Below are 13,571 nucleotides of genomic sequence, written 5' to 3'. Positions count from 1 at the left end.
GAAGTCAAAGATAATTAATTACGGTTTCAGATGCATCTATCTTCATTGATGGGTCGCCCATCGGATGGTGAACAATGCAGAACAACACTCTGGTGATAGCCGTTGCGGCATGCGGAATTCTCCTCGCCGCCGTCATCGGTTATTCCATTTATACGTCAGAACAACCCGGCGAACCGGGCGAGATTCCGGGGATGCTCGTTCTCTCGTCCGCGGGCGAGGTGCATGCGTATCTCGGCCAGTCCGAACCGGCATGGTATGAATATCCGGTGATGGTGGTGGAGGACGCGGTCAGCGGGCAGGTTGTCTATGAAGCGGCCGGCACGGCTGCACCGGCACCGCTTCCCGCCACGCGGGTGACGAAAGACTTTACCGGCATGACGAACGGTCTTGGCGACATGGACTACTCGACCACGAATGTTCAGGTGGCGGGCGTCGATGAGTCGGACTTCATCAAAAATGACGGGAAGTACCTCTACCTCATCGATGGTGGAGATCTTGTGATCGTCGATGCCTACCCCGCGGAGGATGCCGGGGTAATCTCGCGGACTGCGGTTGAGGGAACCCCCTCCGAGCTCTTCCTCAGCGGCAACCGCCTCGCCGTCTTCACCCGTGTCCACGACAACGTCTACTACACTCCCGAAGGGAGTGTGGCGCCGGTCCCCTGCGGGCGTGACCTCACCCGTGTCCTCGTCTACGACGTCCGTGACCGAACGAGTCCCGACCTTATGCGCACGCTCTCGGTGAGCGGGAACTATTATGACGGCAGGATGATAGGCACCATCGTGTACCTGATTACCAGCGAATCGGTCTCCTACCATGACGACCCGGTTCCGATGCCGCTTGTCATGGACGGTGAGGATGTTGTCTTCTCACCCGCGGTCAATGCACCGGAAGTGCCGCCCCGCTGGTCGTATGTCTACCACACCGCAACCTCATTTGATATCCGCGACGGCGAACCGCTGGATGCCGAGTCTTTCCTGCTGGGGTATGACACCAACCTGTACGCCTCGCAGGAGAATATGTTCCTCGCCTACACGAAGGGCATCGACTATGGTGCGGTCCGCTCCTCAGGCCCGATGGGAGGGGTTCCCACCGAAGAGACGATCATCCACCGTTTCAGCATCGACGGCGGGGAGATTGCCTACAAAGCGACGGGCGACGTTCCGGGGGCCCTCCTCAACCAGTTCTCCCTCGACGAGTATGACGGCAACCTCCGGGTGGCGACCACATTCGGTATCGCAGAGCCTCCCGGATGGACAACATACAACAATGTATATGTGCTGGACGGCGACCTCAAACTGAAGGGGAAGCTGGAACGTCTTGCCGCAGGCGAACGCATCTACTCCACCCGTTTCGTGGGGGATCGCCTCTACATGGTCACCTTCAAACAGATGGACCCCTTCTTCGTCGTCGACCTCACCGACCCGACGACCCCTGCCGTCCTCGGCGAACTGAAGATCCCCGGCTACTCCGACTACCTCCATCCGTACGATGCAACGCACATCATCGGGATCGGCAAGGAGACGGAGGTGAACGACTGGGGCGGTGTGACAACCCAGGGTCTCAAGATTGCGCTCTTTGATGTTTCTGACGTGAACAACCCGCGTCAGCTCGACAAGGTGGAGATCGGCATGGCGGGCACCGATTCGGAGGCACTGCGCGACCACCGGGCCTTCCTCTTCGACTACGCCCGCCACCTCCTCGTCATTCCGGTGAGCGAAGTCGTGAAGGTGCCGGTCTATGGCAGGGGATACGAGTCGTATACCACGGACTACTGGGAAGGCGCGTACGTCTTCACCGTGACACCGGAGAACGGATTTATCCTGGATGGCCGGGTGTGGCAGGGGGACGCAGACGATACCAAGGGAGGATCCTACTGGTACCGCGACAACGTCCGGCGCTCCCTCTTCATCAAGGACGCCCTGTATACCATATCCCCGTCCCGGATAGTGATCAGCGACCTTGCCGCACCGGACGAGCGAATCGGGACAGTTCCGCTTGTTCAGTCCACGTATCCTGATAACTACGGGGGCGGGTCGGGCCTCCTTCTCGACTAACCACGTTTTCTTTTTTCCCCCTATCCTGGCACGAGAAGGCAAAATCAACCTCTTTCCAAGCCTTTGCGAGCAGGCGGGCGTAGTAGGCACGGTCCGGGGAGTTCGCCCGCCATGCCGGATCGACGGCATGGGACTTCGCGTCCCGGACGACGTACTCGATCTCCATCCCCGGTGAGAGTGCAATGCCCGCGTCCCGGTAGGCTGCAACTGCCCCCGCGGAGAGGCACGCCTTCCCGTACCGGACCTTTGAGAGGCGCCGGCGTATGACAAACGCCTCCGCCGGTGCAAAAACCAGCCCCTCGCGGTACCGGCGGTACACCTCTGTCACCTCGTCCCGGCAGGCGACAAGGGCGGCTGGCCCTTCTGCACGCTCCATCACGGCAAAGCACGCCTCCTGCATCTCTTTTACATACGGCGGGGCGTCTTTGCGGCGTGCCATTACGCCCCGCATCTTCATCCGGCCGCCGGCAAGCCGTCCGTAATAGTTCGCGTACGCCCCGCTTCCGTCATTCTGGGGGAGAAAGACGATCCAGTCGTAGACCTCCGCCTCGGTCGGGATCTGCGTCGCCTCCTCGATGGTGGCCTTCAGGTCGGCGGCGCTCCTCCCTTTGACCCAGAGGCAGTCGACGATACCGTGAAGGACGGGGTACCCCATTGCCTCTGCCATGTCCATCACCGACATGAGAATCTCCGACGAGAGCGAGGTGATCCGCTCGTGCATCTCGATCCTCCCGAACTTTGCATTTTTGTACCCGGTGTACCCGAAGCAGGTGACGAGCATCCACTTGAGGATCGCGTCCATTCCGGCATACGCGGGTTCGGTCTTCTTCATCTGCTTGATGAGGTACCGGAAGTGGAGCAGCGGTTCGATGACGGAGGGCAGAAATCCGGCCCGCTCCGGGTGGGCGAGAGTCTCGGGTGAGATGTTGTACCGGACGATGATGGAGGGGTAGAAGGAGGTGAAGTCGATCTGCGTCACCGCCCCGTGGATGCCGGGTTCGGGCTGGAGGATGGTGCCGCCGCGGTAGTCGAGGCGCACGTCCTCGCAGCGGCGCGGCGCCTCGGCATCGGCCTTGCGAAAGGGGACGGCGATCCCCTGCGCGAGTGCCCGGGCGATCTCGTAGCGCGAGACGATGGTGCCGGGGGAGAACCGGCTGGTCAGATTCGGGGAGAGTCCGGTGAGGCGGGAGGCGAGAAAGACGCCCTCAAGCCCTCCCTCCCGGTAGATGAAGCTCGCATCGGTGTCGATGAGGATGCGGCCCTCAGGGATGATTGCCCCCGGCCGGTGCATCATCTGGCCGTAGCTGATGTAGGACTTCTCGCCGAGGGTGCGGTACCGGTCTGTCCTTCCCAGTCCCGGCGGGATGCCGGCCTTTTCGCAGGCCCGAAGGAGGGTGTCCGCCCACGTGTCCACTCCGTGGAAGAGGAGGAGGTCGGGGTCCTCGTCTGCGATGACGGCGAAGAGGTCTTCGACGACCCGGACCTCGTCCCTACTCTTGATCTCCTGCTCCCTTGCACCGGTGACGGTCACCGCATCGAGTCCCCCGCCCCGGTCCGGCCGCCCGGCCGGTTTCACCCACAGGGAGGTGAGCGGGTGGCCCCGTTCGGTGGAGAAGGGGGTGTCCCCGCCTGCACTGCACGGCATCCGTCCGTTTTCGGAAAAGTAGAGCTGTTCGGTCCGGACGTCGACGTTGTAGAGGCGGACGCCGTAGCCCACCTGCTCTTCGAGCGCTTCGGCGACGGAGATGCCTGCACGGATACGATAGCCCTCCTCCTCGCCGTAGACCGTCCTGAACCGATATGGTGCGGCGCCGTATCGGTCGGCGAGGTCATTGATGACGGTATCGTGTCGGGTCGGATCGTCGAAGGCGGCGATGAATGTGTGGGCGAATGGCTGCCGGAGCCTGATAGTCGTGTCACCCTCCTTTGCCCAGAGGGTGATGGTTCCTCCGGCGACGCCGCAGTCAAAGATCCAGGGGCGCATGGTTCTGTCTCCTCTGTGTTGCCACTCGGCGGGCAGCATGGCCGGTATCGCGTCCGGGTGCACCACCGCACTTCTCCTCCCTCTGCGGGAGGTGGACGATGGCCGCGGCCCGCACCATCATCTGGCGGAGATACTCGTCCGGACGGCGGGCGATGAGGATCACCGTCGCCGCCGATGCACGGTCGGCACAGGCGCGCCCGATGGCCGCGGCCGTCTCCGGGGCGTCGTCGAAGAGGCCGCGGTCGTGTTCGATGATGATCGTCTCCTCCGCCCATGCCTCATCGAGGATCGAGAGGAGCTGGTAGGCGGTCAGTGCCCGGCGGACGCGAAATGTCCGTCCCCCACGGTCGAGGGAGGTGAGGACCGGCGGATAGTTGCCGCTGACATAGAGGAGCCGGTCGCCGTGAATGCGGAGGCAGCCAGTGGCCGCGGCGACGAGGGCGGGCCGGGGCGCGATTACGACGGCAAAGCCTCCCTGCGTCTCCCCGTCGGGACTGAAGATATTCCTGAGGGCGGCATGGGTCATGGTGGGCATGCGTGCGGCGGATGCGATGATAACCCGGCGGTGTGCAGGGGGCGAAACTGGTGAACCGGAAGTGTGGAAAGACTCCTGCTGGTGGGGAGATGCATCGTCTCTGAAAAAGGGGTGTATTGAATGGGGGTATGCGCCGCAACTTCAGGAGAAGTCCGGCTTTGAGGCGAGCGCCCCGGTAAGGAGGCGGACGCCAGCCTCAATATCTGCGGTGTCGACGACCTCCACGGGCGAGTGGATGTAGCGCGACGGGATGGAGAGCGGGATGCTGGGGATGCCGCCTCTCACGAGATGAATGATCGTTGCATCGGTGTTGCCGCCGGTTCCGACCTCGAGCTGGTATGGAATCCTGCAGCGCTCGCCGGTGTCGCGGAGCCAGTCGGCCATGCGCCAGTCGGCAAGGAGGCCGCGCCCCTGGGCGCTCACGAGGACGAGGACCGGCCCCTTCCCCATCTCCGGGCTGGCTTCCTTTTTGGTGACGCCGGGGTGGTCGCCGGGGATGGTAACGTCGGTTGCGATGGCACAGTCGGGGTCGAGAGTGAAGGCGCTGACCTTCGCGCCCTTCAGGCCGACCTCTTCCTGGACGGTGAAGACGCCGTAGATGGTGTGTGGGGTCTTCACTTCTTTCAGGGTCTTGATGAGCATGGCGACGCCGACGCGGTTGTCGAGGGCCTTGCCGGTGACCCTGGTCCCGGCGAGCCGGGTGTATTCGCGGTCGATGGTGACCGGCGTGCCGATCTCGATACCGAGTTCTGCGACTCCCTCTGCCGATGATGCCCCGATGTCGATGAAGAAGTCCTCGAGCTTGAGTTCCTTCTTGCGCTCCTCGGGTGTCATCACGTGCGGCGGTTTTGCGCCGATGACACCGGTCACATCGCCCTTTTTCCCGTGGAGGACGACCCGCTGGGTGTAGAGCACCGGGGCGAACCAGCCGCCGATGGGGACGAACCGGATGAAGCCGTTCTCGTCGATGTACTGGACCATCAGGCCGATCTCGTCCATGTGGGCGGCGATCATCACCCTGAAGTCGCCGCCGCGTTTGATGGCGACGAGGTTGCCCATACTGTCCTCGGTGAACTCGTCGACGTGCCCTTTCAGCTCTTCTTTTATAATTGACCGGATGTTCCCCTCATAGCTGGACAGCCCGTGCGCATCCGAAAGTTTCTGTAATAGTTCCTGAACCATATTCTCACATTCCTGTTCCTTGTTCACACCCGTGTGACGGATGAAATCCTGTTCAGCGCCTCGTTGATATGCTCACGGGACGCCGCGTAGCTGAAGCGGCCGTAATTGTCGGCGTTGTTGCCAAAGGCGTCGCCGGGGATGATCACGACGCCCGCGTCGATGATCGCCCGAAACATTTCCCTGCTCATCGGGACGAACATGTAAAATGCCCCCTCGGGCTTCGGGAAGTCGAATCCAAGCCGTTTGAGGCCATCGTAGAGGATCTCCCTGCGCTTCGCATATTCGTCCTTCATGACCTGTACGCAGTTGTTTCCTCCAGTATAGGCCGCAAGGGCGGCATACTGGGAGATGGAGGTTGCACAGGTCTGGCAGTACTGGTGCACCTTGACCGCCTGACTGACGACCTCTGCCGGGCCTGCCATGTACCCAAGACGCCATCCGGTCATCGCGTAGGTCTTTGAGGTGGCATTGACGGTGACGACGTTCTCCCCGTACCGTGCGGCACTTGCATGTTCCTTTCCATAGATGAAGTGCTCGTAGACCTCGTCCGAGATGACCGTGACCCCGGCATCGTCGGCGTATTCCACGATAGCCCGGATGGTCTCCGCGTCCTCTACCGTGCCTGTCGGGTTGCCGGGGGAATTGAGGATGAAGACCTTCGCCCCGTCCATCTGTTCCTTGCAGGCCTCGACATCGAGGTGGAGGGTCTCGTCGAGGGCGACGCCCTCGGGCCGACCGCCGGCAAGGACGGCACATGCCTCGTAGCTCACGAAGCCGGGGTCCGGGAAGAGGACCCGGTCGCCTTCGTCGACGAGGGTCGTCATCGCAATGAAGAGTGCCTCGCCCGCTCCCGCCGTCACGATCACCTGTTCGGGGGTGTAGGCAATGGCGTTCTCGCGTTCGAACTTGGCGCAGATGGCCTCGCGGAGTTCATAGACGCCGGTGTTGAAGGTGTATCCGGTCAGGTTCCGGTGTATCGCATCGATGGCTGCGTCCTTGATATGGTCGGGGGTGGGGAAGTCCGGCTGCCCGATGCCGAGGTTGATGGCGTCCGGTCGTGCCTCCTGGAAGAACTTGCGGATGCCCGACATCTCGACATCCTGCACACGCTGGGATATCCGGGGTGATGTGTCCATGGTGTGTCTCTCCTACTCGATATTTGCGTGGCGGCCCTTCAGGTCCTTCTCTTCAACATGGATGATCTCCATGATGGCGGAGATGACGGCATCCGAAAAGACCATGGCGGTTGTCTCGAAGATCGTTCCCAGTGGGGCGAATGACCGGTGTTCGCCCATCATCTGGCGAACTTCATACTCAGCCGATTCGTCGTTCACCGCATCGCGATGGCTCTCGATAACGACGACGGAGTCGGCGATCCTCCCGATCCGGGAGTCCTTGTTGGAGGTGATCAGGCATATTTTTCCGCCGATTCGCTTTGCGGTCTCGCAGAGCTCTGCGATGGATTTCGTCTCGCCTGACCCGGAGTACGCGACGATCGTGTCTCCCTCCTTCATGGCGGGGGTGATCGTCTCGCCGACCACGTAGGATTTGAGACCGAGGTGCATCAGGCGCATCGCAAAGGCTTTCGCCACCAGTCCCGACCGTCCCGCTCCAAGTACATAGAGGCGTTCTGCGCCGAGCAGTTCCCTGATGAAGGCATTCACCTCGTCGTCGGAGATGACGTTTGCCGTGGCAGTGATGGTCGATGCCATCAGCTTCATCTTGTCCTGCACATTGTTCGATTTGCGATCATTCATAGCACCATACCTATTCGAAGGAAACTACATGATGCTTACGAATACCGGGGCCTGGAAGGTTTGGCCGTACGGTCGCGGCAATGAACAGGAAGTCCGATTTGTGAGGCCACTTAAAGAACCGGTACCGAAAATAGAAGGAAGATGCCTTTCAAAACGACTTCCGGCCGGTTTTTCATCTTCCCGTACCCTTATAACCTCATGACAGAGATATTCATGTGAATGCCCCTTTCCCCCTTTGAGCCATATTACGCATCAGACGGATGTACGCTCTACCATGCGGACTGCGTCGTCCTGATGGACAGCATGCCCGAAGGGTGCGTGGATATGATCTTTGCCGACCCGCCCTACAATCTCTCGAACGGCGGGTTCACCTGCAAATCCGGGAAGCGGGCGCCGGTGGACAAGGGAGCATGGGATGAGAGCCGGGGGCTTGCGACGGACTACGCCTTCCATGAGGAGTGGATCGCCGCCTGCAGGAGGGTCCTGAAGGACGAGGGGACGATCTGGATCAGCGGGACGTACCACTCAGTCTATGCCTGCGGGTTTGCCCTGCAGGAGGCTGGCTTCCATCTCCTCAACGATATCTGCTGGTTCAAGCCGAACGCTCCCCCCAATCTCTCGCGACGCTACTTCACCGCCAGCCACGAGACCCTTCTCTGGGCCCGCAAATCTCCCGATGCCCGCCACACCTTCAACTACGAGGAGATGAAGCACGGCTCGTGGCATGAGAACGACCCGATGAAGCGAGAGGGCCGACAGATGCGCTCGGTCTGGTCCATCCCCGCACCGAAGCGCTCGGAGAAGGTCTTTGGGAGCCACCCGACCCAAAAGCCGATTGCCCTTCTGACCCGGATTCTGAGTGCATGCACCAATCCCGGCGATGTGGTGCTCGATCCGTTTGCCGGCAGTTCGACGACCGGCCTTGCCGCCCTTGCGCTCGGGCGGGAGTATATCGGCGTCGATACCGATGCGGCCTACCTCGACCTGTCGGTGCGGCGGTTGAAAACTTCCTGAAAAAAGGAAATTTATAGTTATTTGATCTTTTCAATCTCTTCTTCGACTTCCTCGTACCCCTCGTCATAGAAGCCCTGCTCGTCGGGGGCGAGGTGGTGGAGGAGGCGCAGGAACTCGCCTGCGTGGACCTTCTCCTCGTCTGCGATGTCCCGGAGGACCTCCTGGGCCAGCTTGTTGTCGGTGGACTCCGCAAGTTGCACATACAACTGGATGGCCTCGTACTCCGCGGCGACCATGAAACGAATCGCACGGATGAGTTCGTCGTCGGTGAGTTTGCGGTCGGCTTTCATTCCGGAAAAGGGTGATCCAAATTCTGGCATTTTTATTATTCCTCCTATTACATCTCTGCGTTGTCGTTCAACTACATGAAATTACCTGTCGGAAGCAATATTATAACCACGTGTCATGATGGCAGGCTCAATGGGCAGGCATTAAAAGGTCTGCTCCCGTACCTGAAAATGAGAGGTTTCATGAAGAGAAGATCATTTGACGGAATCGCGGGGGAGTCCACAGAGGAGAAGTTCGGATCGCTTGGTATCGTTCCCGGGGAGAAAGAGGATATCCGGGAATTGCGGTCATTATCAAAGAGTTATGGTTTTGAGGCGGTTCTCTACTTCGAGAAGGATCTGGCGGAGACCTCCACCTACGAAGCGGACCTCACCACCTATGCTGACGATCCCGAAGACTGTCGTCCCTTCGTGCTCGTCACCTCCTTCATCAAATTCGCATCAGAGAGCGACCCGTCATTTCTCGGGCGTCTGGAGGAGTTCCCGCTGTATGTGACGGTTCTCTCTGTAGGGGAACGGGAAGTCGGGGGAAAGAAGCTTCCCTATGTGAAATGTCTGATGCCCTTCCTGGACGAGATCGATTTCGACAAGGAGCCGGAAGGCACCTACCTGTCCTGATCTATTTTTTTTATCCCGGGAACGCCCACCTCCGGATGCATGTAGTGTTTTCCTCGCCGTACGGGCACGGTGCCGGTAATTTTACCACGCTGAACAGCGATACGCATCAGGTATGCAGATGCGAGTGGGCGGCAGAGCGGTGGATGCGGCGGGCGGCGGGAGGATTTCGGTTCTCAACCCCGCGACCGGCGCAGCCGTGGATGATGTCCCGGCAGGCACCGCGGAGGATATCGACCATGCGTTCGATGCGGCGACGGGAGCAGGGGACGCATGGGGCAGGATGGACCCGCGGCAGCGGGGAAAGATACTGGGCGAAGCGGCCCGGCTGATACGTGGGCAGCTCGACGACCTTGCCCGGTCCCTCACGGAGGAACAGGGAAAACCCCTCCACGAGGCACGAAACGAGGTGCAGGGCTGTGCGAATGTGCTTGAGTATTACCACTCCATCTCAGGGTCTCTCCGTGGCGAGTCGATGCCGCTTGCCTCCTATGGCTATGCCCTCGTCCGGAAAGAGCCGGTCGGGGTATGCGGCGCCATCATCCCATGGAATATGCCGGTCCTGATTGCGGCGTGGAAGATGGGGCCCGCCCTCTGTGCGGGCAATACGATGATCCTCAAACCCGCCAGTTCGACGCCCGTAACGACGCTGCGGATTGCCGCCCTGATGGAGAGTGCAGGCCTCCCGCCGGGCGTCCTCAATGTGGTGACGGGGAGCGGGACTGCGGCGGGGGCCGCCCTCTCGTGCCATCCGGACCTTGGGCATCTCTCCTTCACCGGCGACACCGCAACGGGGATGGAGGTCGCGGCACGGGCCGGGCGGCACGCGACGCCCCTCACCCTCGAACTCGGCGGGAGCGATGCGATGATCGTCTGTGCGGATGCCGACCTCGGGGCCGCCGCCGCAGCCGCCGCAGCGAACCGGTTCTACAACTGCGGGCAGACCTGCACCGCGGTCAAACGGCTCATCGTCGACGATGCAGTCTATGTCCCGTTCATGGAGCTCCTGAAGGGACGGGTCGCCGCCATCGTCACGGGACCCGGCACGGAGAAGGGGGTTACCATGGGTCCCCTGAACAGCCCTGAAGGGAGAGAGCGGATCGCATCGGCGGTCCGTGAGACCGAGGCGTGCGGGGCGGGACGGATCGTTATGGGCGGCGATGCGCCCCGTGGTGCGGCATGTGCGGATGGCTGGTTCTTCGAACCGACGCTGATGGCGGACGTCGCCCCCGAGGCACCGGTCTGGTGCGAGGAAATCTTCGGCCCGGTCCTCCCCGTAATGCGGACGGACTCCTTCGATGATGCCGTTACAATCGCAAATGCGAGCGAGTACGGCCTCGGTGCCTCAGTCTGGACGAGGGATCTCGACACCGCGTTTCAGGCGGCGGAGTCCCTTGAAGCGGGTGTCGTCTGGGTCAACCAGCACCTCCGCCTCCCTCCTGATGTCCCGTTCGGCGGGGTGAAGAAGAGCGGGGTGGGCCGGGAAAACGGCGCTGATGCACTGGAGCAGTACACCCGAACGAAGAGCATTCTCATCCGGCGCTGACTGCCTCCTCCCCCCACGGGCAGGATGGGGCGATGAGAATATAGCTCATCATGATCATCAACAGGATGCCGGGGACGACCGGCAGGTAGAGGCCGTGCGCGATGAGGTACCCGGTCCAGAGGCATACGGTCCAGAATCCCCCCGCAAGGGCCATCACCGGGATGCACCCGTCCCGTGCAAGTTCTTTTTTTGCAACAAGGAAGAAGATCGCCGCATATATGGTGCCGGTCACCGCCCATCCAATGAAGTTTTGCAGGGGAACACCGTAATACGCTCCCGGCACGTCCCATGCCCAGAACCCTGCATGGACGGCCGCCGGGTCGAAGACGAGATCGATGACAAGCCCGATGGCTCCTGCGAGCAGGACCCGCGCAGGACCAGAGCGGACGGTCCGTGACGCGATGGTCGCCGCTGCAAAGAGGATGGGAGGATATGCCAGAAGAACCGTTCTTGGGACGACGCCAGCGATCAGTTTTCCGAGCGCAGCCGAGTAGCTGAAATGGCCGTACGGGATGCCGGTGAGGACCGCAAGCCCCTCGACCGCCGCCGGGAGTAGTGAGAGGAGGGCGACGAGGGCTAGCCCTTTTCGCCATGAAAGCCAGTGGACGATGGCCGCATATGGAGGAAGGGCGATTGCGAGGATGAAGACCGTCGAGACTGCCGGGTAGGCAGGCCCCTCCCCGAACCGGACGACGGCAAGCCCGGCAAGGAAGAGGGCGACGCCTGCGAAGAGCACGATGGTGGTGGTCTCCGGACGGTGTAGGGTTCTTATCGATTTTTTCATGGTCCTGTCCCTGCTTTCATTGCTTTCCCTTCTCGTCTCGTCTCCGTATTTTGTGTTCCCTCCCCCTTGCCTCTCATGGTTACCACATCTTCAGGTACACGAGGACCCCAAACGCGAGTCCCCCGAGAGCGGTGTTGATGAACGGCAGATACCAGTAGACATGGTCGATGGAGACGCTCTCACACTGGAGCAGGATAGCGGGGAGTGCCGGGTAGATGAGCACCGGAAGGGCGAGCGGGTGACCGCCCGCCAGCCAAAGGACGATGGCGGCAAAGAGTGTCCAGAAGACGAGGCAGAGGAGGAGCGCCGGACGATAGCCCGCCCATACCGCGGTCGTGGTGATGCCGGCCTTCCGGTCGCAGTCGATATCGGGGATGGCCGAGAAGATGTGCATCGCGGCGATATGGCAGAATCCCGCCGCGATGAGGAGCGATGAGGGGAGGGCGCCTGCCGCGAGGTAGAACCCGAAGATCCCCGGCAGGATGTAGAGCATGTTCGAGGAGAAGTCGAGGACGGGGACCTCCTTGAATCGGAGCGGGGGGGCGCTGTAGAAGTAGGCAAGGAAGAGGAAGGCGAGGAAGAGGGTCCGCCCGATCCAGTCCTGCACGAGGAGGAGGCCTGCCGATAACGCGGCGACGACGGCGAGGAGGACGACGAGGTCGCGGCGTTCCCCGTCGATGAGGAGGTGCTCCTTTTCCTGTTTTTTGGAGTTGATGCCGTCGGTCGCACCGTCCCAGAGGTCGTTTATGCCGTAAATGAAGATGTTTGCCGGGATGAAGAAGTAGAGGAGGTAGAGGTAGTAGGCGGGGGTGAAGAATATCCCCCAGTCGTTCATCCCGAGGGCCACTCCGACGACATAGGTCCCCCCGGTATAGATCCAGAACCGGAACCGCGAGACCGCGAGGGCGAGGTGCAGGGAGGCGTGCACCCGTTCCCGTGCGGTCGCTTCAGCGAAGGACATGGGAGTCGGTTCGCCCCCTGCCGGGCGGGCGTGCGATATTTCGTGCCACCCCGGAGACGACCCGCAGTGGCGTCGGCTTCACTTTTTCCCGGAAGACCGCCATAGGATCGCGGGCGATCACCCGTGCTGTCCATGAGTACATGTCCGAGGCGGTGCGGATGGGGATCAGGTACCGGAACGGGATATACCGGTACCCGTCTTCGCCCATGTCCCGCCACTCCTCGTACCGGTCGATCTGACCGTGGAGAAACATCCCGAATGCCTCCGGGTCGCGGCGGGCGTCTGCCTCCGTTATCCCGGCAAGGCCGCAGGCCTCATACTCCTCGGCAGGGAGATAGGTTCGCCCCATATGGCAGTCCTCCTCGATGTCACGGATGAAGTTGATGAGCTGCATTGCCTTGCCGAGCGCCCTGGCGGCTCCCCATGAGGCCTCGGGGAGGTCCAGGATCCGTGCCATCATGAGGCCGATCACCTCGGACGAGCCGTACAGGTAGGTTTCGAGGTCTTCGATGGTGCTGTATGGGGTATGGGTGAGGTCTGCCTCCATCGAGGCGAGGAATGCCTCCACCCACCCGGGGTCGAAGCGGCAGGTCGACATCAGCTCCACGAATGAGTCGATGACTACGTTGTCTGCGGGTGTTCCGGCACAGGCCTGCCGGTAAGCATCCCGAAAGGCATAAAATTCGTCAGCATGCTGGGGGATGGCGTCGACGTAGTCGTCTGCGACCCGGACGAAGCTGTAGAGGACGAAGACCTTCTCACGAATCCCCCGGGGGAAGAAGAGCGTACTGTAGAAGTATGTCGTGCTCCCCTGCCTGAAGATCGAAAAGAGCTTCCGGTGCACCATGA

The 13,571-nt window shown here is 61.4% G+C and carries 13 protein-coding genes; 4 read left to right on the top strand and 9 right to left on the bottom strand.

Features of this window, described 5'->3' with window-relative positions:
- The first annotated feature begins 74 nt into the window (after positions 1–74).
- Positions 75–2,057 (top strand): beta-propeller domain-containing protein, encoded by a 1,983-nt coding sequence (locus tag AZH53_RS04510; protein WP_319642343.1) that lies wholly within the window; start codon positions 75–77, stop codon positions 2,055–2,057.
- Here AZH53_RS04510 and AZH53_RS04505 read toward each other — a convergent pair.
- The 5 genes from AZH53_RS04505 to hxlB form a co-directional block, all read right to left on the bottom strand.
- A complete protein-coding gene (locus tag AZH53_RS04505) occupies positions 1,954–4,041 on the bottom strand; it encodes a type B DNA-directed DNA polymerase (protein WP_319642342.1) in 2,088 nt (695 codons plus the stop codon). The two genes, AZH53_RS04510 and AZH53_RS04505, sit on opposite strands and share 104 nt — an antisense overlap.
- Positions 4,022–4,576, bottom strand: coding sequence for a hypothetical protein (locus AZH53_RS04500; protein WP_319642341.1), 555 nt, complete (start codon positions 4,574–4,576; stop codon positions 4,022–4,024). The genes AZH53_RS04505 and AZH53_RS04500 overlap by 20 nt, the downstream gene beginning before the upstream one ends.
- Before the next feature lie 141 nt (positions 4,577–4,717).
- Positions 4,718–5,758 (bottom strand): M42 family metallopeptidase, encoded by a 1,041-nt coding sequence (locus tag AZH53_RS04495; RefSeq protein ID WP_319642340.1) that lies wholly within the window; start codon positions 5,756–5,758, stop codon positions 4,718–4,720.
- Positions 5,759–5,781: 23 nt separating this feature from the next.
- On the bottom strand, positions 5,782–6,894 hold the full coding sequence (locus AZH53_RS04490; protein WP_319642339.1) for a pyridoxal phosphate-dependent aminotransferase: 1,113 nt from the start codon (positions 6,892–6,894) through the stop codon (positions 5,782–5,784).
- A gap of 12 nt (positions 6,895–6,906) precedes the next feature.
- On the bottom strand, positions 6,907–7,515 hold the full coding sequence (gene hxlB, locus AZH53_RS04485) for a 6-phospho-3-hexuloisomerase (protein ID WP_319642338.1): 609 nt from the start codon (positions 7,513–7,515) through the stop codon (positions 6,907–6,909).
- Between the two features lie 219 nt (positions 7,516–7,734).
- Here hxlB and AZH53_RS04480 point away from each other — a divergent pair, with 219 nt between their 5' ends.
- The gene (locus AZH53_RS04480; RefSeq protein ID WP_319642337.1) at positions 7,735–8,529 is read left to right on the top strand and encodes a DNA-methyltransferase; all 795 of its coding nucleotides are present in this window, start codon (positions 7,735–7,737) and stop codon (positions 8,527–8,529) included.
- A gap of 17 nt (positions 8,530–8,546) precedes the next feature.
- Here the strand turns inward: AZH53_RS04480 and AZH53_RS04475 are convergent, their stop codons facing one another.
- Complete coding sequence (locus AZH53_RS04475) at positions 8,547–8,819, bottom strand: ferritin family protein (protein ID WP_319642336.1); 273 nt, start codon at positions 8,817–8,819, stop codon at positions 8,547–8,549.
- Positions 8,820–8,999: 180 nt separating this feature from the next.
- On the opposite strand from AZH53_RS04475, the gene AZH53_RS04470 reads away from it, so the two are divergent.
- Together AZH53_RS04470 and AZH53_RS04465 are read left to right on the top strand one after the other, a co-directional pair.
- A complete protein-coding gene (locus AZH53_RS04470; RefSeq protein WP_319642335.1) occupies positions 9,000–9,434 on the top strand; it encodes a hypothetical protein in 435 nt (144 codons plus the stop codon).
- A 112-nt stretch (positions 9,435–9,546) separates the two neighbouring features.
- A complete protein-coding gene (locus AZH53_RS04465; protein ID WP_319642334.1) occupies positions 9,547–10,977 on the top strand; it encodes an aldehyde dehydrogenase family protein in 1,431 nt (476 codons plus the stop codon).
- Here the strand turns inward: AZH53_RS04465 and AZH53_RS04460 are convergent.
- From AZH53_RS04460 to AZH53_RS04450, 3 genes are all read right to left on the bottom strand, one after another.
- Positions 10,964–11,761: a carotenoid biosynthesis protein gene (locus AZH53_RS04460; RefSeq protein WP_319642333.1), complete on the bottom strand. Its 798-nt coding sequence runs from the start codon at positions 11,759–11,761 to the stop codon at positions 10,964–10,966. The two genes, AZH53_RS04465 and AZH53_RS04460, sit on opposite strands and share 14 nt — an antisense overlap.
- Positions 11,762–11,840: 79 nt before the next feature.
- Positions 11,841–12,722 (bottom strand): prenyltransferase, encoded by an 882-nt coding sequence (locus AZH53_RS04455; RefSeq protein ID WP_319642332.1) that lies wholly within the window; start codon positions 12,720–12,722, stop codon positions 11,841–11,843.
- Complete coding sequence (locus tag AZH53_RS04450) at positions 12,709–13,569, bottom strand: phytoene/squalene synthase family protein (protein WP_319642331.1); 861 nt, start codon at positions 13,567–13,569, stop codon at positions 12,709–12,711. Before AZH53_RS04450 ends, AZH53_RS04455 begins: the two co-directional genes overlap by 14 nt.
- Positions 13,570–13,571 lie beyond the last annotated feature (2 nt).

Origin of the sequence: Methanovulcanius yangii (genome assembly GCF_018687785.1) — an archaeon.
Lineage (GTDB): Archaea > Halobacteriota > Methanomicrobia > Methanomicrobiales > Methanomicrobiaceae > Methanovulcanius > Methanovulcanius yangii.
This window is presented reverse-complemented; position numbering and strand designations above follow the sequence as displayed.

What these genes read in the sequence shown, in the direction of transcription:
- AZH53_RS04505 (WP_319642342.1), bottom strand. Translation starts at nt 4,041, where the DNA reads ATGCGCCCCTGGATCTTTGACTGCGGCGTCGCCGGAGGAACCATCACC.
- AZH53_RS04510 (WP_319642343.1), top strand. Translation starts at nt 75, where the DNA reads ATGCAGAACAACACTCTGGTGATAGCCGTTGCGGCATGCGGAATTCTC.
- hxlB (WP_319642338.1), bottom strand. Translation starts at nt 7,515, where the DNA reads ATGAATGATCGCAAATCGAACAATGTGCAGGACAAGATGAAGCTGATG.
- AZH53_RS04460 (WP_319642333.1), bottom strand. Translation starts at nt 11,761, where the DNA reads ATGAAAAAATCGATAAGAACCCTACACCGTCCGGAGACCACCACCATC.
- AZH53_RS04480 (WP_319642337.1), top strand. Translation starts at nt 7,735, where the DNA reads ATGCCCCTTTCCCCCTTTGAGCCATATTACGCATCAGACGGATGTACG.
- AZH53_RS04465 (WP_319642334.1), top strand. Translation starts at nt 9,547, where the DNA reads ATGCAGATGCGAGTGGGCGGCAGAGCGGTGGATGCGGCGGGCGGCGGG.
- AZH53_RS04490 (WP_319642339.1), bottom strand. Translation starts at nt 6,894, where the DNA reads ATGGACACATCACCCCGGATATCCCAGCGTGTGCAGGATGTCGAGATG.
- AZH53_RS04470 (WP_319642335.1), top strand. Translation starts at nt 9,000, where the DNA reads ATGAAGAGAAGATCATTTGACGGAATCGCGGGGGAGTCCACAGAGGAG.
- AZH53_RS04500 (WP_319642341.1), bottom strand. Translation starts at nt 4,576, where the DNA reads ATGCCCACCATGACCCATGCCGCCCTCAGGAATATCTTCAGTCCCGAC.
- AZH53_RS04450 (WP_319642331.1), bottom strand. Translation starts at nt 13,569, where the DNA reads ATGGTGCACCGGAAGCTCTTTTCGATCTTCAGGCAGGGGAGCACGACA.
- AZH53_RS04495 (WP_319642340.1), bottom strand. Translation starts at nt 5,758, where the DNA reads ATGGTTCAGGAACTATTACAGAAACTTTCGGATGCGCACGGGCTGTCC.
- AZH53_RS04455 (WP_319642332.1), bottom strand. Translation starts at nt 12,722, where the DNA reads ATGTCCTTCGCTGAAGCGACCGCACGGGAACGGGTGCACGCCTCCCTG.
- AZH53_RS04475 (WP_319642336.1), bottom strand. Translation starts at nt 8,819, where the DNA reads ATGAAAGCCGACCGCAAACTCACCGACGACGAACTCATCCGTGCGATT.